This is a genomic window from Cellulomonas fimi, assembly GCF_028527925.1.
Taxonomy (GTDB): Bacteria; Actinomycetota; Actinomycetes; order Actinomycetales; family Cellulomonadaceae; genus Cellulomonas; species Cellulomonas fimi_C.
This window is the reverse complement of record NZ_JAPESW010000003.1, coordinates 92,186-111,967: the sequence shown is the minus strand read 5'-3', so window position 1 is coordinate 111,967 and position 19,782 is coordinate 92,186. Positions and strand designations below refer to the sequence as shown.

At 73.3% G+C, this 19,782-nt stretch carries 23 protein-coding genes; 11 read left to right on the top strand and 12 right to left on the bottom strand.

Annotation, left to right across the window (positions count from 1 at the left end):
* Positions 1 to 34: 34 nt before the first annotated feature.
* The 5 genes from OMK64_RS02505 to OMK64_RS02485 all read right to left on the bottom strand — a co-directional run bounded on the left by OMK64_RS02505 (position 35) and on the right by OMK64_RS02485 (position 4,047).
* Positions 35 to 325 (bottom strand): hypothetical protein, encoded by a 291-nt coding sequence (locus OMK64_RS02505; RefSeq protein ID WP_272726394.1) that lies wholly within the window; start codon positions 323 to 325, stop codon positions 35 to 37.
* A gap of 387 nt (positions 326 to 712) precedes the next feature.
* The gene (locus OMK64_RS02500) at positions 713 to 2,254 is read right to left on the bottom strand and encodes a cellulase family glycosylhydrolase (protein ID WP_272726393.1); all 1,542 of its coding nucleotides are present in this window, start codon (positions 2,252 to 2,254) and stop codon (positions 713 to 715) included.
* Between the two features lie 135 nt (positions 2,255 to 2,389).
* Entirely contained in the window at positions 2,390 to 3,151 is a 762-nt protein-coding gene (locus OMK64_RS02495; RefSeq protein WP_272726392.1) for a class I SAM-dependent methyltransferase, read from the bottom strand.
* A 44-nt stretch (positions 3,152 to 3,195) separates the two neighbouring features.
* Complete coding sequence (locus OMK64_RS02490) at positions 3,196 to 3,555, bottom strand: VOC family protein (protein ID WP_272726391.1); 360 nt, start codon at positions 3,553 to 3,555, stop codon at positions 3,196 to 3,198.
* A gap of 15 nt (positions 3,556 to 3,570) precedes the next feature.
* Entirely contained in the window at positions 3,571 to 4,047 is a 477-nt protein-coding gene (locus tag OMK64_RS02485) for an SRPBCC family protein (protein ID WP_272726390.1), read from the bottom strand.
* 16 nt (positions 4,048 to 4,063) lie between these two features.
* On the opposite strand from OMK64_RS02485, the gene OMK64_RS02480 reads away from it, so the two are divergent.
* Complete coding sequence (locus tag OMK64_RS02480; protein WP_272726389.1) at positions 4,064 to 4,408, top strand: ArsR/SmtB family transcription factor; 345 nt, start codon at positions 4,064 to 4,066, stop codon at positions 4,406 to 4,408.
* 16 nt (positions 4,409 to 4,424) lie between these two features.
* Here the strand turns inward: OMK64_RS02480 and OMK64_RS02475 are convergent, their stop codons facing one another.
* Positions 4,425 to 5,216, bottom strand: coding sequence for an SDR family NAD(P)-dependent oxidoreductase (locus OMK64_RS02475; RefSeq protein WP_272726388.1), 792 nt, complete (start codon positions 5,214 to 5,216; stop codon positions 4,425 to 4,427).
* 125 nt (positions 5,217 to 5,341) lie between these two features.
* On the opposite strand from OMK64_RS02475, the gene OMK64_RS02470 reads away from it, so the two are divergent.
* The 3 genes from OMK64_RS02470 to OMK64_RS02460 all read left to right on the top strand — a co-directional run bounded on the left by OMK64_RS02470 (position 5,342) and on the right by OMK64_RS02460 (position 7,389).
* Complete coding sequence (locus OMK64_RS02470; protein ID WP_272726387.1) at positions 5,342 to 5,869, top strand: MarR family winged helix-turn-helix transcriptional regulator; 528 nt, start codon at positions 5,342 to 5,344, stop codon at positions 5,867 to 5,869.
* Between the two features lie 89 nt (positions 5,870 to 5,958).
* Positions 5,959 to 6,900, top strand: a complete 942-nt coding sequence (locus OMK64_RS20980) for a cold-shock protein (protein ID WP_272726386.1) — start codon at positions 5,959 to 5,961, stop codon at positions 6,898 to 6,900.
* Positions 6,901 to 7,026: 126 nt separating this feature from the next.
* Positions 7,027 to 7,389, top strand: coding sequence for a DUF2568 domain-containing protein (locus OMK64_RS02460; protein WP_272726385.1), 363 nt, complete (start codon positions 7,027 to 7,029; stop codon positions 7,387 to 7,389).
* 28 nt (positions 7,390 to 7,417) lie between these two features.
* Here OMK64_RS02460 and OMK64_RS02455 read toward each other — a convergent pair whose 3' ends face one another.
* On the bottom strand, positions 7,418 to 8,287 hold the full coding sequence (locus OMK64_RS02455) for a hypothetical protein (protein ID WP_272726384.1): 870 nt from the start codon (positions 8,285 to 8,287) through the stop codon (positions 7,418 to 7,420).
* A gap of 115 nt (positions 8,288 to 8,402) precedes the next feature.
* Here OMK64_RS02455 and OMK64_RS02450 point away from each other — a divergent pair, with 115 nt between their 5' ends.
* Positions 8,403 to 8,984: a GNAT family N-acetyltransferase gene (locus OMK64_RS02450; protein ID WP_272726383.1), complete on the top strand. Its 582-nt coding sequence runs from the start codon at positions 8,403 to 8,405 to the stop codon at positions 8,982 to 8,984.
* Between the two features lie 48 nt (positions 8,985 to 9,032).
* Here the strand turns inward: OMK64_RS02450 and OMK64_RS02445 are convergent, their stop codons facing one another.
* Positions 9,033 to 9,401: a hypothetical protein gene (locus OMK64_RS02445; RefSeq protein ID WP_272726382.1), complete on the bottom strand. Its 369-nt coding sequence runs from the start codon at positions 9,399 to 9,401 to the stop codon at positions 9,033 to 9,035.
* A 166-nt stretch (positions 9,402 to 9,567) separates the two neighbouring features.
* Between OMK64_RS02445 and OMK64_RS02440 the strand changes: the two genes are divergently transcribed.
* The 3 genes from OMK64_RS02440 to OMK64_RS02430 are packed head-to-tail and all read left to right on the top strand — an operon-like array spanning position 9,568 to position 11,910.
* A complete protein-coding gene (locus OMK64_RS02440; RefSeq protein WP_272726381.1) occupies positions 9,568 to 10,509 on the top strand; it encodes an ABC transporter ATP-binding protein in 942 nt (313 codons plus the stop codon).
* Positions 10,509 to 11,306 carry an ABC-2 transporter permease family protein gene (locus tag OMK64_RS02435; RefSeq protein ID WP_272726380.1) on the top strand — a complete coding sequence of 266 codons (798 nt, stop codon included), beginning with the start codon at positions 10,509 to 10,511 and terminating at the stop codon, positions 11,304 to 11,306. The genes OMK64_RS02440 and OMK64_RS02435 overlap by 1 nt, the downstream gene beginning before the upstream one ends.
* Positions 11,307 to 11,334: 28 nt before the next feature.
* Complete coding sequence (locus OMK64_RS02430; protein ID WP_272726379.1) at positions 11,335 to 11,910, top strand: TetR/AcrR family transcriptional regulator; 576 nt, start codon at positions 11,335 to 11,337, stop codon at positions 11,908 to 11,910.
* 69 nt (positions 11,911 to 11,979) lie between these two features.
* Here the strand turns inward: OMK64_RS02430 and OMK64_RS02425 are convergent, their stop codons facing one another.
* Positions 11,980 to 13,653, bottom strand: a complete 1,674-nt coding sequence (locus OMK64_RS02425) for a glycoside hydrolase family 27 protein (protein WP_272726378.1) — start codon at positions 13,651 to 13,653, stop codon at positions 11,980 to 11,982.
* 305 nt (positions 13,654 to 13,958) lie between these two features.
* Between OMK64_RS02425 and OMK64_RS02420 the strand changes: the two genes are divergently transcribed.
* Both OMK64_RS02420 and OMK64_RS02415 read left to right on the top strand, forming a co-directional pair.
* On the top strand, positions 13,959 to 14,513 hold the full coding sequence (locus OMK64_RS02420; protein WP_272726377.1) for a hypothetical protein: 555 nt from the start codon (positions 13,959 to 13,961) through the stop codon (positions 14,511 to 14,513).
* 169 nt (positions 14,514 to 14,682) lie between these two features.
* Positions 14,683 to 15,168, top strand: coding sequence for a GNAT family N-acetyltransferase (locus OMK64_RS02415; protein ID WP_272726376.1), 486 nt, complete (start codon positions 14,683 to 14,685; stop codon positions 15,166 to 15,168).
* Between the two features lie 13 nt (positions 15,169 to 15,181).
* Here OMK64_RS02415 and OMK64_RS02410 read toward each other — a convergent pair whose 3' ends face one another.
* Entirely contained in the window at positions 15,182 to 15,955 is a 774-nt protein-coding gene (locus tag OMK64_RS02410) for a 2-phosphosulfolactate phosphatase (protein ID WP_272726375.1), read from the bottom strand.
* 36 nt (positions 15,956 to 15,991) lie between these two features.
* The gene (locus OMK64_RS02405) at positions 15,992 to 17,164 is read right to left on the bottom strand and encodes an RICIN domain-containing protein (RefSeq protein WP_272726374.1); all 1,173 of its coding nucleotides are present in this window, start codon (positions 17,162 to 17,164) and stop codon (positions 15,992 to 15,994) included.
* A 387-nt stretch (positions 17,165 to 17,551) separates the two neighbouring features.
* On the opposite strand from OMK64_RS02405, the gene OMK64_RS02400 reads away from it, so the two are divergent.
* Positions 17,552 to 18,187: a hypothetical protein gene (locus OMK64_RS02400; protein ID WP_272726373.1), complete on the top strand. Its 636-nt coding sequence runs from the start codon at positions 17,552 to 17,554 to the stop codon at positions 18,185 to 18,187.
* 137 nt (positions 18,188 to 18,324) lie between these two features.
* Here OMK64_RS02400 and OMK64_RS02395 read toward each other — a convergent pair whose 3' ends face one another.
* Positions 18,325 to 19,617, bottom strand: coding sequence for a cation:proton antiporter (locus OMK64_RS02395; RefSeq protein ID WP_272726372.1), 1,293 nt, complete (start codon positions 19,615 to 19,617; stop codon positions 18,325 to 18,327).
* Positions 19,618 to 19,782: the final 165 nt, after the last annotated feature.

Genomic DNA, 19,782 nt, shown 5'->3' with positions numbered 1-19,782 from the left:
CGACGTGAACCCGGCCACCGGGAGCGGTTGCCGTTCATGGTGGGGCGACTCCGAACGCCATGTCGAAGTCACACGCCTGAGGGGCGTAGTCCGCCACGTCGACGTCGACGCCGCCACCGCGGAGCGTGATCCGGCTTCCGTCGGTGTAGGAGTTCCCGCCGTAGGTGAGTGTCGTGCCGTCCCAGGTGGTTCGGGGTGCCTGGAAGATCGGCAGCCATCGCTGATCGAGCTCGTCGACGATGGCGAGGCACCCATCGGACACGTGCACGGTCCCTTGGAGGCTGCCGTCGTTGCCGCCCTCGGACGACTCGGAGCGGTAGGCCACGGGCCCGCCCTCGACGATCCCAGTGCCGCCTTCGGGGCCAGACGCGCATGCGGCGAGCGCCGCCGTACTCGTTGCGACGACGCAGCAAGTGCCCATGACGGATCTGACGAGCCCTGGTCGTGGAGACACGTCGACCCCTCACCGGTGAACACGTTCGAGCTGGCTGGCCGGAAGCCGATCTTCGACCAGATCACCTGGCCGGTGCCAGCAGTTCCCTCGTGGATGCCCACGGCGGTGTTGCCGTTGGCCCGAGGGCCGCCGCTGTCGCCTCCCGCGCTGCCGTCGGGGTCGAGGCACGCACGCCTCTCAGCATGGAGCAGGCCGGGCGTCCCGACCGCGACCTCGCGGTGCGGTGACACGCCCGGCCACGGGCCGGTCAGGACGCGGTCAGCGGCCCATGATCGCGTCGATGATGCCCTGCTGGGTCACCGTCGCGGTCCGCCGGTCGAACAGCGCGAACCCGTACTGGCCGTTGTGCCCGTTGTCCCAGTAGGCGGTGGCGGCGCCGTACTTCGTGGCGGTCGCGACGAGGGTGCGCGCGTAGTCGGCGCGGTACCGGTTGTTCGTCGGGTCGGCCGAGGTCTTGTCGATCGAGCCGTACTCGCCGACGAGGACCGGGTAGCCCTTCGAGGTGAACGCGTCGTACGTCTTCTTCAGCTGCGCGTCCATGAAGTCCTGCTGGCCCCATGACGTCTTCCGGGACGGGTCGGTGGCGTTCGGGCCCCACTGCGTGTAGGTGCCGTTCTCGGCGCCCGTGAAGTCCCACGGGTCGTAGTAGTGGACCGAGATCATGAGGCGCTTCTCGTTGCTGGGGATCGCCGACGAGCGGTTCTGGTCGGTCGGGATGACGAACCCGTAGCCGCCGGTCGTGTAGTCGATGTTGGTGTTCCAGCCCGGGACGAGCAGCCAGCGCGACGCGTTGTTGCCGCCGGTCCTGCGGACCGTGTCGACGAAGATCTGGTTGTACGCGTTGATGTTCGAGTAGCAGGGCTGGGTCGGGTTCCCGTACTGCCCGTCGAACTCCTCGTTCATCGATTCCAGGATCAGCCGGCCGCCGTAGGTCGTGAACTCGGAGGCGACCTGCTGCCAGACCTTCTGGTACTTGTCCTTGATCGCGCTCTGGGAGGCCGCGTCGCAGATGAGCCAGGAGCCGCTCACGCTCTTGTAGCCGTCGCCGTGCATGTTGACGACGACGTACAGCCCGCGGTCGTAGGCGAGGTCGACGACCTGCTGGATCCGGTCGAGCCACGCGGCGTCGACGGTGTAGCTCGGTGCCGGGCCGATCTTGCTGAGGTAGGAGACCGGGATGCGGATCGTCGAGAAGCCCGCGGCCTTGACGCGGTCGAGCAGCGCGCCGGTGATGACGGGGTTGCCCCAGGCGGTCTCGCTCGGGACGCCGTCGATGCTCGCCTCGAGCTGGTTGCCGAGGTTCCAGCCCTTGCCCATCGCGGTGACGAGCTGCGCGGCGGTGCCGCCGATCGGGCCGGTGGTCGTCGTCGGCGTGCTGGTCGGGGTGACCGGGCTGCCGGTGCACGCGACGCCGTTGAGCGTGAACGCGGTCGGTGCGGGGTTGGACCCGGACCACGTGCCGTTGAAGCCGAACGACGCGGTGCCGCCCGTGCCGATCGAGCCGTTCCAGGCCGCGTTCCGCACGGAGACGGCGGCGCCGGTCTGCGTGACCGAGCCGTTCCACAGCGCGGAGACGGTCTGGCCTGCGCCGAAGGAGAAGCGCACGTCCCACGAGGACATGGGGTCGCCGAGGTTGGTGACGCGGACGTCGGCGCCGAAGCCGCTCTGCCACTGGTTCGTGACGGCGTAGTCGACGCGGCAGCCGGCCGCGGCGCTCGCCTGGTCGGCGGCGACCAGCGAACCGGCGACGGCGACCGCGGCGGCCGCGGCGACGGACAGCACTGCGCGAAGCGAGCGCACGGGCCTTCCTCTCGGACGGGGGCGGCCGAGGGCAGGGGGCCCCGGCGACGGACTCGCAGCCCACCAGACGCGGGCGCGGGGGTGCAGCCGTCGAAACGCTTCACCTCGCAAGCGGTTCGACGCGGGTCGCCGACGTCAGGCCGCGTTCCCCACGACGACGACCGCGGTCGCGGTGACCTCGAACGGCGGCGGGCCGAACCGCTCCGCCGCCCGCTGTCGAACCGCCTCGCGCACGTCGACGTCGAGGCTCGCGAGGTACGCACCCGCAGGCCCGACCGCGAGCAGGAACGGGTCCCACCACTCCGCGAACGAGGCGAACGTGAGCGTGACCGGCACCTCCTCCACCCGCAGGTCGACGAACCCGGCCGTCGCGCACAGCTCCTCGACGCGCTCCTCGACCCACAGCAGGTCGCTGCTCTCGCTCACGCGGCCGGTGTCGACGTCGCGCACCGCGCGCCAGAACGTCGACGCGGCGCCGCGGTCGTGCACGTGGTCCCACACGCTCACCGCCACGCGACCCCCCGACCGCGTGACGCGGCGCATCTCGGTCAGGCCCGTGACCGGGTCCGCCATGAACGTCACCACGAGGCTCGCGACAGCGACGTCGAACGCGTCGTCGTCGAACGGCAGGTCCTCGGCGTCCCCGAGCCGCACGTCGACACCCGGGAGCCGCTCGCGCACGGCGGCGACGAACGGCTCGGTCGGGTCGACCGCGCTGACGGCGTCGGCCCCGAGCGCCTCGACGAGCACCTCCGTCACGACGCCCGGACCGCAGCCCACGTCGACCGCCCGCTCTCCCGGTCGCGCGTCGAGCAGCTCGACGACGCGGCGCGCGAGCGGCCGCGAGAACCGGCCCATGAACCGGTCGTACGCGTCGGCGCCCGCATCGAACCCCACGGGGCGACGCTAGGACCGTCAGTGCGTGGCGGGTAGGAACCGTGTCACTGCGGCGGCTCCTGGTACAGCCCGACGACGCTCCCGCCCGGGTCGCGGAACCGCGCGGTCAGCTCGCCGGGGTCGCCGCCGGGCGGCTGGACGATCACGCAGCCCTCGGCCGCGACGCGCTCGACGGCGGCGGCGAGGTCGTCGACCCACACGTACACGAGCACCCCGGGCGGGGTCGGCTCGCGGTGTGGCACCCAGTGCCCGCTGACCTCGTCGGTGGAGTCCTCGAAGAACCAGGTCCCGTGCGCCTCGCGGACCGTCCAGCCGAAGACGCGGGCGTAGAACTCCGCCGACGCCTGCGGGTCCACCGCGGGCAGCTCGACGTGGCAGATCTTGCCGTGGCCCAGGGTCGGCATGGTGATCGCCTCTCGTCAGACGTAGAAGCCCTCGCGCAGGTTGATGCCGTGCTCGAGCCACGCCTTGAGCGCGGCCAGCATGCCGGTCCAGCCGGCGCAGTTGCCGAAGGCGCTCTTCGCACCGTCCGGCGTGGGCTGCCACGAGGACTCGGTGATCGTGACGAGCGTCCGGGTGTCGCCGTCGAGCGGCTCGAGCTCGAACGTCGTGCGCGTCGTCCCGTTCTCGCCGGTGGTCGCCTCCCCGCCCCACTCGACGACGATCCGGCGCGGCGGCTCGGCCTCGACGACCGTGACGGGGAAGCCGCCGGGGAAGTCGTGGAACTCCCAGGTGACGACGGCCCCGGACTCCAGGCGGCCACGCGCGCCGCCGGTCGTGAAGTACCGCGACAGCTGCTGCGGGTCGGCGATCGCCTCGTAGACCTCCGCGCAGGGACGGCTCACGCGGCCGGAGACGGTGAAGGACAGCGCGTCGAGACGCTCGGTGTCATTCATGTTGTACTTTTACCACATGTCCCGACCGGCCGACCAGGCCTCCGACGACGACCGGGTGTTCAAGGCGCTCGCCTCGCCCGTGCGCCGCCGCATGCTCGACGCCCTCAAGGAGTCGACGCACACCACGGGGTCGCTGTGCGCACTGCTGCCGGAGCTCGACCGGACCACGGTCCTGCAGCACCTGCGCGTCCTGGAGGCCGCCGACCTCGTGACCGGGCGCAAGATCGGCCGCGAGCGCCACCTGTCCCTCGCGCCCCTGCCCATCAAGCGCATCCACGACCGCTGGATCAGCGACTACGCCCGCGCCGCCGTCGAGCTCCTGGACCGCCTCGACCGCCCCGACCCCTCGGACGACGCATAGCGCGACGACGCGTCCGTCACACCAGCGTCGTCAGCACCCCGCCGTCGGCCCGCAGGGCCGCACCGTTCGTCGCGGACGACAGAGGGCTCGCGAGGTAGGCCGCGAGGTGGGCGATCTCGCGCGGCTCGATGAACCGCTGCAGGAGCGACGTCCGGTTGCCGGCGGCGATCGTGTCCTTCATCTGGTCGGGCGTCACGCCCTGGGCCGCGGCCACCTGCGCGACGGTCTCCGCGACGCCGTCGGAGAAGGTCGGCCCGCCGAGGATCGTGTTCACGGTGACGCGCGTGCCGCGCGTGAGCTTCGCGAGGCCGTTGCCCAGCGCGATCATCCCGGCCTTGGTGAAGCCGTAGTGCAGCATGTCGGCCGGCACGTCCACGCCCGACTCGCTGCTCACGAAGATCACGCGACCCCAGCCGCGCGCGAGCATGCCGGGCAGCAGGTGCCGCGACAGCCGGACGCCGCTCATGACGTTGACGTCGAAGTAGCGCTGCCAGTCCTCGTCGGTGATCTGCTCGAACGGCGCGAGCTCGAACACGCCGACGTTGTTCACGAGGACGTCGACGTCACCCAGGTCGTCCAGGAGTCGCTGGACCTGCGACGCGTCCGCGAAGTCCGCGACCACGGCCTCGACCGACGCGCCCGGCACCTCGGCCTCGAGCCGGCGCACCGCCGCGTCCGCGCGCTCGGCGCTCCTGCCGTTGATCACGACCGACGCGCCCTCGTCGAGCAGGGCGCGCGCGACGGCGAACCCGATGCCCTGCGTCGAGCCGCTCACGAAGGCCCGCTTGCCCGTCAGCTGCAGATCCATGCTGTCCTCACGTCCTGTCCGTCCCGCACATCACTTTCCCGATCAAGTGAACCGTACGTGCGGTGACTTTCCCGATCAAGTCATCGCCCGCCTTGCCATCGCCCGGGTTCCCGTACGCTGCACGCATGCCGGACCCCGTCGACGCGCCGATCCTCCGCGGCGAGGACCTCGAGACCTGGTCCTCGCTGGCCACCGTCCTGGAGTGGCTGCCGGCCGCGCTCGACGCCCAGCTGCAGCGCGACGCCGAGCTGTCGCACTTCGAGTACGGGATCCTGTACGCGCTCGGCGACGCCCCGGACCGCACGCTCCGGATGAGCGTCCTGGCCGGGTACGCCAACAGCTCGCTGTCGCGCCTCTCGCGCGCCGTCGCACGGCTCGAGTCGCGCGCGTGGGTGCGACGTGCCCCCGACCCCGCCGACGGGCGCTACACCCTCGCGACCCTCACGGACCTGGGCGTCGAGAAGCTCGACCAGGCCACCCCCGGCCACGTGCGCACCGTGCGGCGTCTGGTCCTCGACCCGCTGACGCAGGCCCAGGCGCGGCAGGTGCGCGAGATCAGCCGGCGGATCATGCGCGCGATGCGCGAGGACGAGGGATGGACCCCGTCGTCGACGCACGACCACGCGCAAGACCCGGCGCGACGGCCCGGCTGAGCCGGCCCGCGTGGACAGTGCCGGGCGGACGTCGGTCCCCGGTGGGGGGAGACTGGAGGGCAGGAACGTCCGTGAACGAGGAGTGAGCCGTGCCCCAGGGAACTGTCCGTTGGTTCGACGCCGAGCGAGGCTTCGGCTTCCTCGACCTCGGGGACGGAGCCGACGACCTGTTCGTCCACGCGTCCGAGATCGTCGGTGACGACGGGCCGCGCGTGCTCCGGGAGGGGCAGCAGGTCGAGTTCGAGCCGGGTGAGGGGGACCGTGGCCCGGTGGCCCGCCGCGTCCGCGTCATCGGTGGCGTGGCCGCCGACGCCGCGCTCGGTGTGCTCGGCACCGTCAGCTGGTACGAGCCCGCCAAGGGCTACGGGTTCGTCGCGCCGGACGGCGGGGGCGCGGAGATCTTCCTGCACAGCTCGGCCATCGTCGGCGGCGGCGTGGTGTCGGAAGGTCAGCGGGTCGCGTTCCTCGTCGTGCCGGGGGAGAAGGGGCCGCAGGCGGACCACCTGCTGCCGCTCGGTCCGGAGGCCACCCCGGCGGCCGCGGCCGACGACGGCGCCGACGGCACGGTGACCTGGTACGACCCGGACAAGGGCTTCGGCTTCGTCGCGCAGGACGCCGGCGGCGAGGACGTGTTCGTCCACGCCCGCTCGCTGACGGGGGGCCTGAACGAGCTCGTCGAGGGCGACCGCGTGACCTACGACGTCGAGCCCGGCGAGCGCGGACCGCAGGCGCGGGGCGTCCGGCTCGTCGGCGGCCGCCCCCGCCGGAGCGCGCCCGCGGCGTCGCCCCGTGGTCGGTCGGGCGCACCCGCGGGCGGCGGTGCACCGGCGCGCGGCGGCGAGGGCGTGGTCGCGCGCTACGACGCGGACCGCGGCTTCGGCTTCATCACGCCCGACTCCGGGGGCCCGGACCTGTTCGTGCACGTCTCCGTCGTGCGCAACGCCGAGTTCCTGGAAGAGGGGGACCGCGTCCGGTTCCGGGTGCGGCAGAGCGACCGTGGCCCGCAGGCCGACGGCGTCGAGCTCATCTGAGCCTGCCCGGGTCGCGGTCGGGGGCGGTCGGGGAACCCCGTCCAGCGCAGCCCCGCCGGAAGGTGAGCTCGGCCGCCTCGGCGAGCGCGACTCCACCTGCGCGGCTGCCGGTGGCACGCTGCGGGCATGGAGCAGCCGACGGGTGCGGAGTGGCGGTCCGCGACGCACCCCGCCGCGGTCACCGCGTTCCTCGCCGAGCTCGCGCTCGTGGTGCTCGCGGCGGTGACCGGCTGGCGGCTCGGCGACCCGCCGTGGACGGCGCTGCTGCTCGCGGTCGTCCTGCCGCTCGCGGTGGTGGTCGTGTGGGGCCGTTGGTTCGCCCCGCGGTCGGCGCACCGGGTCCGCCGACGAGGCGCGCGCTACTCGGGCCAGGTCGCGGTGTTCGTCGGCGTCGCGCTCCTCGCCGCGTTCGTCGGGCTGCTCTGGTGGGGTGTCGCCGTCGCCCTCGTGGGGGCTGTGGCCTTCGCCGTCGCGCCGCGCACGCCGTAGTGCGGGGTCGCGCTGCGAGCGCGACGGGTCAGCGCACGCACTGCCCTGTGCGGTCGCCGTGCACCTCGGTCCAGCTCGTCTCGGTGACGCCGCGCGGCCCCGAGCTGCCGGTGCAGACGAGGTCACGCGCGACGGCGACGTTTCCGAGGTCCACGCTGTGCGGGTTGTCGACGAGCACGAGCGACCCGGTCACCAGGACGGGGCAGTCGCGCTGGTCGCGCCGCGGCTCGGCGCCGATGCTCGCGAAGTCCGTCAGGCCCGTGACCCGCAGGTCGCCGGCGACGGTCGCGCCGCAGACGAGCACGTCGCCGGACCCGGCGCTCGTGAGGCCGCCGTAGAACGTCGCGCCGTGGACCAGCAGCCGTCCGCCCGTCACGGCCGCCGGACCCATGAGCTCCGACCGGCCGCGGACGCGCGTCGCGTCACGCACCTCGACGTCGTAGGACCCCCAGACGCGTGCCGCCTCGAGGACGACGTCGGCGGCCTGGCCGGTCACGTCGCCGTCGACCGAGCCGCCGGCACCGTCGCCCACCCAGATCGTGAGTGACGCCGTGTCCGTGCTGGTCAAGGTCACGTCGCCGTGCACCCGCGAGTCGCCCAGCTCGAGCCGTCCGGCCACCTCGGCGTCGCCGTCGAGCGTCGCGCGCCCGACCGAGAACGTCGTCCCCGCGCGCACCGTGACGTCGCCGTGGACCGTCCCGCGGAAGATCCAGCAGTCCACGTCGACGACGAGGTCGCCCTCGACGCTCTGCTCCACGAGCGACGAGCCCGGGATGTCGCTGCACAGCGTCGGAGGCGGCTCCGCGGCCGCCGCCGACGGTGACGCCACAGCAGCGATGAGCACCGCCCCGACCGCGGCGCCCGCGAGCGCACGACCACGTCCTCGCCGACCAGCCATGGTCCCCCTCGACCTGACGCGTCCCGCCATCGTGCGCCCGCCCACCTGGTGCCACAAGCGGGTGCGTCGGCGCGGGCGGTCGGTCGCCGCCACGCGTCCGGGCATGCTTGCCCCCGTGCACACCTACCTGCGGACCGACCGCGTCTCGCTGCGCCGATTCCGTCCCGAGGACGCCGACCTGCTGATCGAGCTCGACAGCGACCCCGCGGTCATGCGCTTCCTGTCCGGCGGCGGCGAGCCGACCGCGCCGGACCTGATCCGCGAGCGCGACCTGCCGAGCATCCTTGCCGGCTACGACCGGTGGGCCGGTGACTTCGGCCTCTTCGCCGCCTACGAGAACGCGACCGACGCGTTCCTCGGCTGGTTCTGCCTGCGCCCCGAGCGGGACGGGCTGCTCGACGAGGCGGAGCTCGGCTACCGGCTCCGGCAGGCGGCCTGGGGCCAGGGGTACGCGACCGAGGTGTCGGCGGCGCTCGTCGAGAAGGCGTTCACCGAGCTCGACGTGCGCGTCGTGTGGGGCGCGACGATGGCGCTCAACACGGCCTCGCAGCACGTCATGGAGAAGGTCGGGATGACGGTCACGGAGGCGCTCGAGACGCCGGACGACATGCTGGCCGTCGAGGGCGCCGACCTCGGCGGCTACCGCTACGAGATCACGCGCGACCGGTGGGAGCAGAGCCGGGCCCCGCTCGGCTGAGCCCCGTGGCCGTCGCGGACGCGGGGGGCCGCGACGGCCACGCAGGACTCAGGACGTGAAGATCTTGTCGTTGCAGTGCTGCGAGATGCGGCCGCCGTCGACGTGGACCCAGTCGCAGATGCGCACGATCGTCTCGACGCCGTCACCGAGCCACATGCTCTCGCACCCGTTGTAGGCGGTGCGGGAGTCGGCGACGCCGGACGCCTGGCGGGTCGGCCAGGCCGCGAGCTTCGCGCCGACGCCGTCGTTGCTCGTCATGTCGCAGACGACGAGCCGGTTGCCGCCGTCGTCGTACCAGACGTAGGAGCGCCCGCTGCTCGAGTACAGGCTGAAGTCGGCTGCCTGCGCGGCGGCAGGGACGGCCAGCATGGCAGCGGAGGCGGCGGCCGTGATCACGGCCCGGGTCCTGGTCTTCATGGTGCTCCTCGTTCTGGTGCGGTCGACGTCCGCGGAAAGCGCACGCCGCGCGAAATCTAGCGATCCCGGGCAACAGCGGCATCTCGGCGCATCACCCTCAGGGCCTGGTCGGGACCGGTCGCGGCGGCTAGCATGTAAGTGAGTACCCACTTACATAGGAGGACGGATGGGCGCGGTGACCACCGAGTCGCTGACACGCCGGTTCGGCGACGTGCTGGCCCTCGACGCCGTCAGCGTCGACGTCCCCGCCGGCGGCGTCGTCGGCCTCGTCGGGCCGAACGGGTCCGGCAAGTCGACGATGATCCGGATGCTGCTGGGCCTCATCCGCCCGACCTCCGGGACCGCCCGCGTGCTCGGTGAGCCGATCGACGGTGACCGCGCGTATCTCAGCCGCGTCGGCGCGCTCGTCGAGAGCCCCGCGTTCGTGCCGGGCCTGTCGGCGCGCGCCAACCTCCTGTCGCTCGCGCAGCTGCGCGGCCTGCCCGTCGCGCGGGTCGACGCGGTGCTCGACACCGTGGGCCTGACGGGCCGCGACCGGGAGCCCGTCAAGCGCTTCTCGCTCGGCATGAAGCAGCGCCTGGGCATCGCGGCCGCGCTGCTGCCGGACCCCGAGCTGCTGGTGCTCGACGAGCCGACCAACGGGCTCGACCCGTCGGGCATCGTCGAGATCCGCACGCTGCTCGGCGCTCTGGCGCGCGAAGGGCGCACGGTGGTCGTGTCGTCGCACCTGCTCGCGGAGATCGAGGCCGTGTGCGACCACCTCGTGGTGATCCGGTTCGGCGAGCTCGTCTACTCCGGCCCGGTCGCGGCGCTGCTCGAGCGGACGCTCGGGCACGTCGAGGTCCAGCCCGAGCACCCGGCCGACCTCCAGGCGCTCCTCGCCGCGCTGACCCGCGCGGGCCACGACGTGGAACCGACCGCCGAGGGCGTCCGGGTCCGCGGCGCGGGCGGGCGGGCCGCGGCGATCAACCGCGACGCGGCCGCGGCGGGCATCACGCTCGCCGAGCTCCGCACGGTCCGCGAGTCGCTCGAGCAGGTGTTCCTCGACCTCACGGGTCGGGACGAGGCGGCGGCCGCGCAGGCCCGCCGCGGGGGAGGTGCAGCGTGATGCTCGACGTGGTGCGCAGCGAGCTCACGCGCTCGCGCCGGCGCGGGGTCCTGGGCGCATGGCTCGGCCTGACGGCGCTGTTCGCGGCGATGATCGTCGCGGTGATCTTCCAGCTCGCGGGGGACGCGGCGGCGATGCCGGCCGCAGGCCCGGGCGTCACGTTCCCCACCCGGGAGACGCTGGAGTCGGCGTCAGGACTCATGGCGCCGCTCGCGTCGGCGTCGAGCATGTTCGGCATCGTCACGCTGTCGTTCTGGGCGGTCCTCACGGCGACGGACCACAGCACGGGGCTCGTCCGGCTGCTGGTCGCCGCGGAGCCGCGGCGGTGGAGGCTCATCGCCGGCAAGGTGGGTGCGCTCGTGGTGTGGACGGCCGTCGCGACGACCGTCGCGGTGCTCGTGGACCTCGTCGTCGCCCCGATGCTCGGCGCCACGTCCGACCTCGACCTCGGCGCATGGGGGACCGACGTCGGCGCGGTCGTCGCGTCGGCGTGGCTGAACCTGTTCCTCGCGCTGCTCGTGTGGGGCGTCATCGGCCTCGTGCTCGCCGTCGTCACACGGTCCGCGGCCGTCGCGGTGTCGGTCGGCGCGGGCTGGGTGCTGGTCGTCGAGCAGGTCCTCACCGCGGCGTTCGACGGCCTGCGCGACTGGCTGCCCGGCGCGACGATCGGCGCGGTGGCCTCCGGCGGGAACGACGTGATCTCCTACGGGTCGGCCCTCGCGCTCGCGGCGGGCTACGTGATCGTCTGCCTGACCGTGGCCGTGGTGGTGTTCACGCGCCGCGACATCACGGACTGAGCGGACCGACGTCACCGAAGGATCGACGATGCCCCGCGGACCGCACACCCGCCGCAACCTGCTCGCGGCGACGATCGCGGTCGCCGCGCGCGAGGGGTACGCGCACACGACCACCCGCGCCATCGCCGACGAGGCGGGTGTCTCGGAAGCGACGATCTACCGCCACTTCCCGGACAAGCTCGCGCTGTTCGCCGCGGCCGTGGGGCACCAGAACGCGGAGGTCGACCAGGCGCTCGCCGCCCTGCCCGGGCGTGCCGGGAAGGGCAGCGTGCTCGAGAACGTCCGTGCGGCCCTCCACGAGCTCGCGTCGATGAAGGAGGCCGTCCTCCCGCTCGAGCTCGCGATGCTCATCGACCCCGAGCTCGCGCAGGCGCGCGCCGACCGGCTCGCCGCCGCCCATGAGCTCACAGGCGCGCCCCGGTACCTCGCCGACTACCTCGCGGCGGAGCAGGGCCGCGGCCGCGTGCGCGCCGGTCTCGACCCCGAGCGCGCGGCGCTGGTCCTGCTCGGGAGCCTCTTCACGGCCGTCGTGGGCGGTGGCGCCGCGATCGACGACTGCGCCGACGTGCTCGTGCACGGGCTGCTCGCGCCCGCGGAGGGCTGACGCCGGCGCGAGCACCCGCCCGCGCCGGCGTCCCCGGTCGGCCCTCTCGGGGCCTCGGTGCCTCCGGTGCTACCGGCGTGACCAGAGCTGGTTCGCCGCGCCCGTGCAGGTCCACAGCAGCACCGCGGTGTTGTTCGCGGTGAGGTTGCGGTCGACGTCGAGGCACAGCCCGGACCGCACGCCGCGGATGGTGCCGTCGGCCTGCGTCGTCCACTGCTGGTTGGTCCCGCCGTTGCAGTCCCACAGCTGGACCCGCGTGCCCGCGGTGGCGCTCGGCGGCGCGTCGAGGCACTTGCCCAGCGAGCGGAGCGTGCCGTCCGTGCCCGCGGTCCACGTCTGGTTGGGCGCGGTGTGGCAGTCCCAGATGACGAGGCCGGTGCCGTTCGCGGTGGCGCTCCCCGGCACGTCGAGGCAGCGGCCCGACGACGCGCTGACGAGCGTCGTGCCGGTCGGCGGGGGCGTGGTGCCGCCGGGCGTGACCCGGAACAGCGCGACGCCGTGCTGCGCGACCTGCGCGGAGATCTGGCCCGTCGTCGTGCCCGTCGCACCGGTCCACACCTCGCGGTACTGGTGGGTCCCGGAACCGAGCCCGACCTGCCCGAGGGTGGTCGAGATCTGCCGGCTGCCGGAGCCGCGGTTGAGCAGGGCGACAGCGACCGACCCGTCCGCGAGCGGCTTGGCCCACACCTCGGCGTCGCCGTCGTCCCGCACGCGGTCGGCCTGCCGCACGAGCGGGTCCTGGTCGATCGCGAGGACGTCGCGGTTGGTGAGGACCGCGCGCACGTCGGCGGACATGTTGCGCAGGTCGTTGCCGGCGATGAGCGGGGCGCTGAGCATCGCCCACATGGTCAGGTGCGCCCGGTTCTCGGTGGCCGTCAGCGCGTTCCGCACCCCGACCATCAGCATGTCGGGGTCGTTGTACTGACCGGGCTTGGTCCACTCGCGCATGGGCTCGACGATGTCGAGGGCCTCGGTGATGCCGACGAAGCAGTCGGCGGACGGGGAGCAGCCCGTCGACCAGGACGCCGACAGGTCCTCGGACGTCCGCCACATGTCGGAGAAGGCGCCCCAGCCGGAGTACGTCGGCGCGGTGTTCGAGTGCGCGCTGTTCGGGTTGATCGAGTAGACGATCGGGCGGCCGGTGGCCTTGAGCGCGTCGCCGAACCGCTTGAACACGGTCGCCTGCTCGCTCACGCTGCCCCGCGGGTCGCACCAGTCGTGCTTCACGTAGTCGACGCCCCACGACGCGAAGAGATTCGCGTCCTGCGTCTCGCGCCCGTACGACGACGTCCCCGGGAGGTTGGCGAAGTACTGGTTGCAGGTCTTCTCGCGCGGCGCGTGGTAGATCCCGAACTTCAAGCCCTTGCTGTGGATGTAGTCACCCAGCGCCTTCATGCCCGACGGGAACCGGTCGGTCCGGGCGCGCAGGTTCCCGCTCGCGTCGCGGGTGTCCTGCATCCAGCAGTCGTCGACGACGACGTACTGGTAGCCCGCCGCGGCCATCCCCGAGCTCACCATGGCGTCCGCCGTCTGGCGGATCATCTGCTCGTTGATGTTGCAGTAGAAGGTGTTCCAGCTGTTCCAGCCGAGCGGCGGCAGCGGTGCCGGCTCCTCGACCGTGGGGGTGGCCGCCGCGGCGACCGGGGCGGCCGCCTGCGCGGGCGTGCCGAGGGCGAACGCGGACACCGTCAGAGCGGTCGTGGCCAGCGCGGTGCACCAGCGACGACGTCGAGAACTTCTCATGGGAGCACTCCCTCGTGCGGTGGTCGTGGTGGTTGTCGACGGCGTCCCGCGGGGGTCGGCTGCCGGTCGCCGAGCCCATGTGAGCGCTCACATCGATCGCCGCCATCGTGCCAGCGGCGGGCCGGCGGGGAACCCCCACGACGACGTCCGAATCGGTTCATCCGCAGGGCGGGGTCCTCCGGAAGGTGGACGAGCGGGTCGGAGGCGCGCCGTCGTGAGGTCAGGGTCCCGTCCGGTGCGGACCAGGGCACCGGCCGGGGCGATGCCCGATGTGGCCTGCACGCCTGCACGGGCACCGTCGGGGCATGACATCGAGAGCCGCACGACGGGCCGTCACCCCCGAGGCCCGCACGCCGCGCTGGCCCGCCGCGCTCGCGGCCGCCTGGGTCGGCACCTTCTGCCTCGTCGCCGGCGGAGCCCTGGTCTGGTCGCGGCTCCGGGGCGGCAGCACCGCGGACCAGGAGGTCGTCGTCCTCGCGATCGGCCTGCGCCTGGCGACCGTCGCCGTCGCGCTCGCGTCCATCCAGCCCTGGGGGAGACGGCTGCCCGGCTGGGTCGTGCTCGGCGGGCTCTGGGGCGCGGGTGCCGTCCAGCTCGCCTATCCCCTCGCCGAGACCGTCGTGAAGGTGGCGATCCTCGCCGGGGTCATGGACCCGGTCGACAAGGGCATCAGCGACATGAGTGCCCAGGGATGGTTCAACTTCGGCGCGACGTGGCTCATCTGGGGCGTCCCCGGCGTGCTGTTCGTCCTCGCGGCGGTGGTCTTCGGTCGTCGCGTGCCGCACGCGCGCCGCTGGGCGCTCCTGGCCGTCGTCGCGGGGATCGGGTTCCTCGCCGGCCTCGGGCTCGTCATCGGCTGACGGGCAGGCGCGCGGGACGGCGGCCGTGCGCCACAGAGGCACGCGCGCGGCCCCGTCGGACGCGCGGCCCCGGGAGAAGTCCCGTGGGCGCCACCTGCCCCGGACCCGGCGGGTGCAGCAGCGGTCGGCCGTACGCCGGCGGCCCCCGACGGCGCGCTAGCGTGCCGGCGTGAGCAGTCGGCTGCTGGTCGCGTCGTTGCCGTCGACCGTGCCCGCTGCTGCCGCCCCCGACGGTGTCGTCGTGAGCCGGCTGACCGAGACGGACATCGAGCCGGTCGCCGACGCCTACTGGCGTTCCTGGGGCGGCGGCGACGGTGAGTCGACCCGGGCGGACGCGATCGGGGACCTGCGGCGGACGTGGGCCGGTGCGCACGGGACGCTGCTCCGCCCCGCCAGCCTCGTCGCTCGCCGGGGGGACGAGGTGCTGGGGGCCGTCGTGTGCGTCCTCGACCCCCCGGGGCCGGGCGCGCAGCGGGGACCGTTCGTGACCGACCTGTTCGTGCTGCCCGAGCATCGGCGCCGCGGCATCGGGCGGGCGTTGATGGCCCGGGCGATGGACGCGGCGCCCGGGGACCGCATCGCGCTACGGGTGGACGACGACGCCCAGGCGGCGCTCGCGCTGTACGCGTCGATCGGCTTCCGCGTCTCCGGCTGAGCGCCGTCGTGGGTCAGCTCCCCCGAGCGTCGACGAACGCCCCGTCGACGACCACCGGGACGACCGCGGAGGCGTCCAGCGCCGCGGCGACGGCGACGTCGGTCGCGAATCCCAGCGCGGTCAGCTCGCGGCCGCCGACGCAGTCGTGCACCAGTCGGTCGAGCGAACCGGCCGACGCGCGGAACACCGCGCTCGCGACGGTCGCCTCGGGGCTGAAGGCGTCCCCGTGCCCCATCGCCGCCAGGTGCGCGAGGATCGCCCCGGCTCCGAGATGATCCTCGAGCGCGGGGCGGAGGGAGCGGTCGAGGTCCCACCGTTCCCCGGCCGCGACGACGCCGACGGTCTGCCCGGCGTCCAGGGCGCGCGCCAGGCGGGTCGCGACCGCGTGCGCGTTGCGCAGGCAGCCGGCGACCACCGTCGACCCCGTGCCCACGGCCTCGACGACGATGGTCGACCCGTTGGGCGAGGGGAGCACGAGACTCTCGACGGGGGCGAGCTCGAGGAGCGCAGCCGGCGACAGGGACGGTGCGGCGACGGCGCCGTCCTTCGTCGCCTCGAGGCGACCCACCGCCAGAGCGGCTCCCTGGGCGGCCGCGACAGCCCGCGCGTGCTCGCCACCCCAGCGACTCGGGTACACACGTGTGCCGCGTTCGACGGCGACGGTGACCGCGGTCGAGAAGCTGAGGACGTCCACGACCACGGTCACGTCGGCGCCGCACCGCACTGCGCCGACCGGCCCCCAGTCGAGGCGCACCGCGTAGCTTCCCTGTCCGAACGGCTCGTCCACGTGCCGAACGTAGCGGCGCGAAGTGGGTCGGCGGGCTCAGCCCACGCGCACCAGCTGCCACTGCTGGTTGGAGCCGTTCCAGTCGGTGTACTGGACGATGTTCCCGCCGTCGGCGGTGGAGGCGCCCTGCACCTCGACCGCCTTGCCGCTGCTGCGGCTGATCAGCTGGACGTACCCGTCGATCGTCTGGAGGCTGAACTGCTGGTTGGCGGCGTTGTTGTCGGTCCACTGGATGATCGCCGCACCGTCGGCGGTGGACCTGCCGCTCACGTCGAGGACCTTGCCGGACAGCCGTGACTTCAGCCGGTAGTAGCCGTCGCCGGAGCTGACGAACTGCCACTGCTGCTGGGTGCCGTTGTTGCGGGACCACTGGGTGATGCGTGCGCCGTCGGCGGTGGACAGGTTGTACACGTCGACGGCCTTGCCGCTGTTGCGGTTGACGAGCGTGTACCAGGCCGCGGTGTCCACGGGGCCGGGGCTCCCGGGGTTCTCGGCCGGGTTGCCGATGCTCCCCGGCACGGCGCGCAGCGCGGCGAACCAGACGGCCGCCATCTTGTCGTAGCCGGTCGCGTGGGGGTGCACGCCGTCGGGGAGGTCGGAGAGGCTCACCGCGCCGTACATGTCGACGAGGTGCACCCGCTTCCCGGCGGCGGCCCGGCTCGACACGATGCCGGGGATCGCGGAGTTGTAGGCCCGGACCTTCGCGTCGGCGTACGACACGGGGATCAGGGTCGCGACGAAGACGTCGGTCTGCGGCGACGTGCTCGTGATCTTGTCGACGAGCGCCGCGAGCCGAGCGGGTGCGTTGGCGAGGTCGCGGTTCTGGCTGATGTCGTTGGTGCCGATGTGCAGCAGCACGGTGCGCGGCTGGTACGTGCGCAGCCAGCTGACGACGTTGGCGTCGATCTGGTCGATCCGCCAGCCCGAGTGCCCCTCGTGGTCGTGGTCCCCGAGGCTGGCCGGCCCGTTGTAGCCCGACCCCACGAAGTCCGTGGTGTAGCCGTTCTGCGCGAGACGCTGCCAGAGCCCGACGCGGTAGCCGCCGCCTCCGGTCATGCCGACGCCGTCCGTGATCGAGTCGCCCAGGGGCATCACGCGGGTGCCCCCGTTGCTCTCGGCGGTGGCGGGCGCGGACTGCGTCACGACACCTCCGGCGAGCGCGACGCAGAGCGTGACGGCGACCACCAGCCGTCGGGCGGTTCGGAGCATGTCCTCTGCCTCCTGGAGATGGCCGCGCGGCGCGACCCTCCGCGCGTGCAGCGCTGCACGGCGGTGGCGAGCGCGTCCCGGCACTCGGGTCGGCTCGCCGTGCGGGTCACTCGGTGCGGACGTGTGCGGGTCCGGTGCGTCCCTGGCCGGTACGTCGCGCCGATGTGAGCGTTCACATCGGCGCGACGGCCTCACTCTGGCACGCCGTTCGTCGGAGAGGCGATCCGCACAAACGATTAGGCGCGTGGCGTGTCCGGGCCATCGGCACGGATGTTCGGCCCGCCGTGGTGTGTCCACCGTTCCGGGCGCATCCACGGCCGGGCGACGTCGGCGGGTACCCTCCAGCCCGGACCACCGGGGGAGCACATGACGGGACGACGGCCGCGCGTGGCGGCGACCATCCTCGCGTGCGGGCTGCTCGCGGGCTGCGCGGCGACCGGACCGGATGTCGAGCCGTCCCCCGCGGCCTCGCGGGAGGGCGCCCAGGCGGCCGCGTCGCCCAGCCCGACGCCGACCCCGTCCTCGGACCCGCGCCACCCCGACACACCGCACGAGCAGGGCATGATGCCGAGCACCGACGGCGGTCTCGTGTCGTTCCCGAGCCAGCAGCACCTGCCGTTGGGCACGACGGCCGTCTCGGTGTACGTCGAACCAGCGGCCGGCGTGGAGAAGCCCGTCGGGTACGTGACGCTGACCGACGTGACGGCGCGTCCGGCTCCCGAGCCCCACGCGGACGGCTCGCCGATGTACTCCCTGACCTTCGTCGTGACGGTCGAGGCCGTCGAGGAGTACCTGATGTGGCGGAGCGACCTGAAGGTCGTGCTGCCCGACGGTCGCTCGTTCGGCTTCTTCGAGACGCAGCAGCGCGCGCCGGACGAGATGGAGGGCGTCGTCTCGGTGCCGGCGGGCGAGACGCTGACGCTGACGCGGACGGTCGACGCGCCGGCGACCGCGGGGGAGCTCCAGCACACCGAGCCGCTCGGGCTCTCGATCGCGTCGTGGGACTTCAGCGTCACGCCCTGACGCGCGCACCTCGTCCGACTGCACCACCTCGTCGAGCGGCCCGCCCGTCGTGTCCGCCTCGGACCCGTACGTGAGGCGTGGCGAGCCCGGACTCGGTCGCTGCCCGGTGCCGGAGAACGACGTGGCGCCGGCGGGCGTCAGACGTGGGCGTCGGCGGCGGCGTCGCCCACCGCCGCGGCGTGTCGCTCCCGCCGCCGGTCGAGCGCGCGCATCACCGGCGTCGCCGCCACCCCGTGGATCAGCACCGACCCGACGACCACGAGGCCGGCGATCGCCCACAGTCGGTCGGCGTCCGCGAACTCGCCCTCCTGGACCGCGTAGGCGACGTAGAACAGCGACCCGACGCCTCGCACGCCGAAGAACGAGACCACCGCACGCTCACGGGGCCCGGTCCGACCGCCGCGCAGCGCGACCCAGCCCGTGAGCGGTCTGACCGCCAGCAGGAAGACCAGGACGACGCCCACCTCTGCCCAGCCGAGCTGGGTGAAGGCCCCGCGTGCGACGGCTCCGCCCAGCAGCACGATCACGGCAACCGTGAGCAGCCGCTCGATCTGCTCGACGAACGCGTGCAGCACCTTGTGGTACTCGTGCTCACGTTCGGTCCCGCGCAGCGTGACCGCGCAGACGAACACGGCGACGAACCCGTACCCCTCCGCCAGCTCGGTCGCACCGTAGGCGAGGAAGGTGGCCGCGAGTGCCGCGAAGCCCTGCGTGTGCTCGGTGATCCGCAGCCGATCGGCGACGGACGAGAAGAACAGCCGGCCGAGCAACCAGCCCACGAGGAAGCCGATCGCGACACCGACGCTCAGTCGCCACACGACGTCCAGCACGACCCAGCGGCCGAGCCACCCGCCGGGTGCCAACCCCGAGAGGCTCACAGCGATCGCGGCATAGGTGAACGGGAAGGCGAGGCCGTCGTTGAGGCCGGCCTCCGAGGTCAGGGCGAAGCGGACCTCGTCGTCCTGCGTCCCCGGCTCGTCCACGGGTTCGCTCACCTGGACCTCGCTCGCCAGGACCGGGTCGGTCGGCGCGAGCGCAGCGGCGAGCAGCATCGCGCTCGCGGCACCGAGGCCGAGGGCCGCCCACCCCAGCACGCCGACGGCGAGCATCGACAGCGGCATGGTGATCGCGAGCAGCCGCCACGTGGAGCTCCAGGTGCGCCACGCGAACGGCCGGTTGATGGCGAGGCCGGCGCCCATCAGGGAGATGATCACGCAGATCTCCGTCAGATGGAGCGCGATCTCGGGATGCTCGGTCGGGCTCGGGTCGGGGAGCTGCGGGAGCAGCCAGAAGCTCAGGGCGCCCGTCGCGAGGAACACCGCCGGCATCGAGATCGGCGCGCGGCGCAGCACGCGCGGCAGCGCGGCCGCGGCCAACGTGGCCAGGCCGACCGCCAGGAAGACGGCGGCTGGGCCGTCGACGTCGAGCACGAGCACACCGTACGGGGGGCAGGACGGTCCGGCGCGACGGGCGCTCGAGCCGAGCTCGCGCCGGGCGGCGTCTTCGGGAACAAGGAGCCGCCGTCAAGAGTTGAGCCAAGCAGACTCAAGTTCGACGGTCCGAGGTTGCGTCGCCGACACACGCGACGCAGACTT

Bases quoted from the DNA above. Each gene is read 5' to 3' on its own strand.
- OMK64_RS02445 (WP_272726382.1), bottom strand. From the start codon at position 9,401: ATGAAGACCAGGACCCGGGCCGTGATCACGGCCGCCGCCTCCGCTGCC.
- OMK64_RS02430 (WP_272726379.1), top strand. From the start codon at position 11,335: ATGCCCCGCGGACCGCACACCCGCCGCAACCTGCTCGCGGCGACGATC.
- OMK64_RS02475 (WP_272726388.1), bottom strand. From the start codon at position 5,216: ATGGATCTGCAGCTGACGGGCAAGCGGGCCTTCGTGAGCGGCTCGACG.
- OMK64_RS02455 (WP_272726384.1), bottom strand. From the start codon at position 8,287: ATGGCTGGTCGGCGAGGACGTGGTCGTGCGCTCGCGGGCGCCGCGGTC.
- OMK64_RS02460 (WP_272726385.1), top strand. From the start codon at position 7,027: ATGGAGCAGCCGACGGGTGCGGAGTGGCGGTCCGCGACGCACCCCGCC.
- OMK64_RS02490 (WP_272726391.1), bottom strand. From the start codon at position 3,555: ATGCCGACCCTGGGCCACGGCAAGATCTGCCACGTCGAGCTGCCCGCG.
- OMK64_RS02480 (WP_272726389.1), top strand. From the start codon at position 4,064: ATGTCCCGACCGGCCGACCAGGCCTCCGACGACGACCGGGTGTTCAAG.
- OMK64_RS02435 (WP_272726380.1), top strand. From the start codon at position 10,509: ATGCTCGACGTGGTGCGCAGCGAGCTCACGCGCTCGCGCCGGCGCGGG.
- OMK64_RS02420 (WP_272726377.1), top strand. From the start codon at position 13,959: ATGACATCGAGAGCCGCACGACGGGCCGTCACCCCCGAGGCCCGCACG.
- OMK64_RS02425 (WP_272726378.1), bottom strand. From the start codon at position 13,653: ATGAGAAGTTCTCGACGTCGTCGCTGGTGCACCGCGCTGGCCACGACC.
- OMK64_RS02485 (WP_272726390.1), bottom strand. From the start codon at position 4,047: ATGAATGACACCGAGCGTCTCGACGCGCTGTCCTTCACCGTCTCCGGC.
- OMK64_RS02470 (WP_272726387.1), top strand. From the start codon at position 5,342: ATGCCGGACCCCGTCGACGCGCCGATCCTCCGCGGCGAGGACCTCGAG.
- OMK64_RS02405 (WP_272726374.1), bottom strand. From the start codon at position 17,164: ATGCTCCGAACCGCCCGACGGCTGGTGGTCGCCGTCACGCTCTGCGTC.
- OMK64_RS02440 (WP_272726381.1), top strand. From the start codon at position 9,568: ATGGGCGCGGTGACCACCGAGTCGCTGACACGCCGGTTCGGCGACGTG.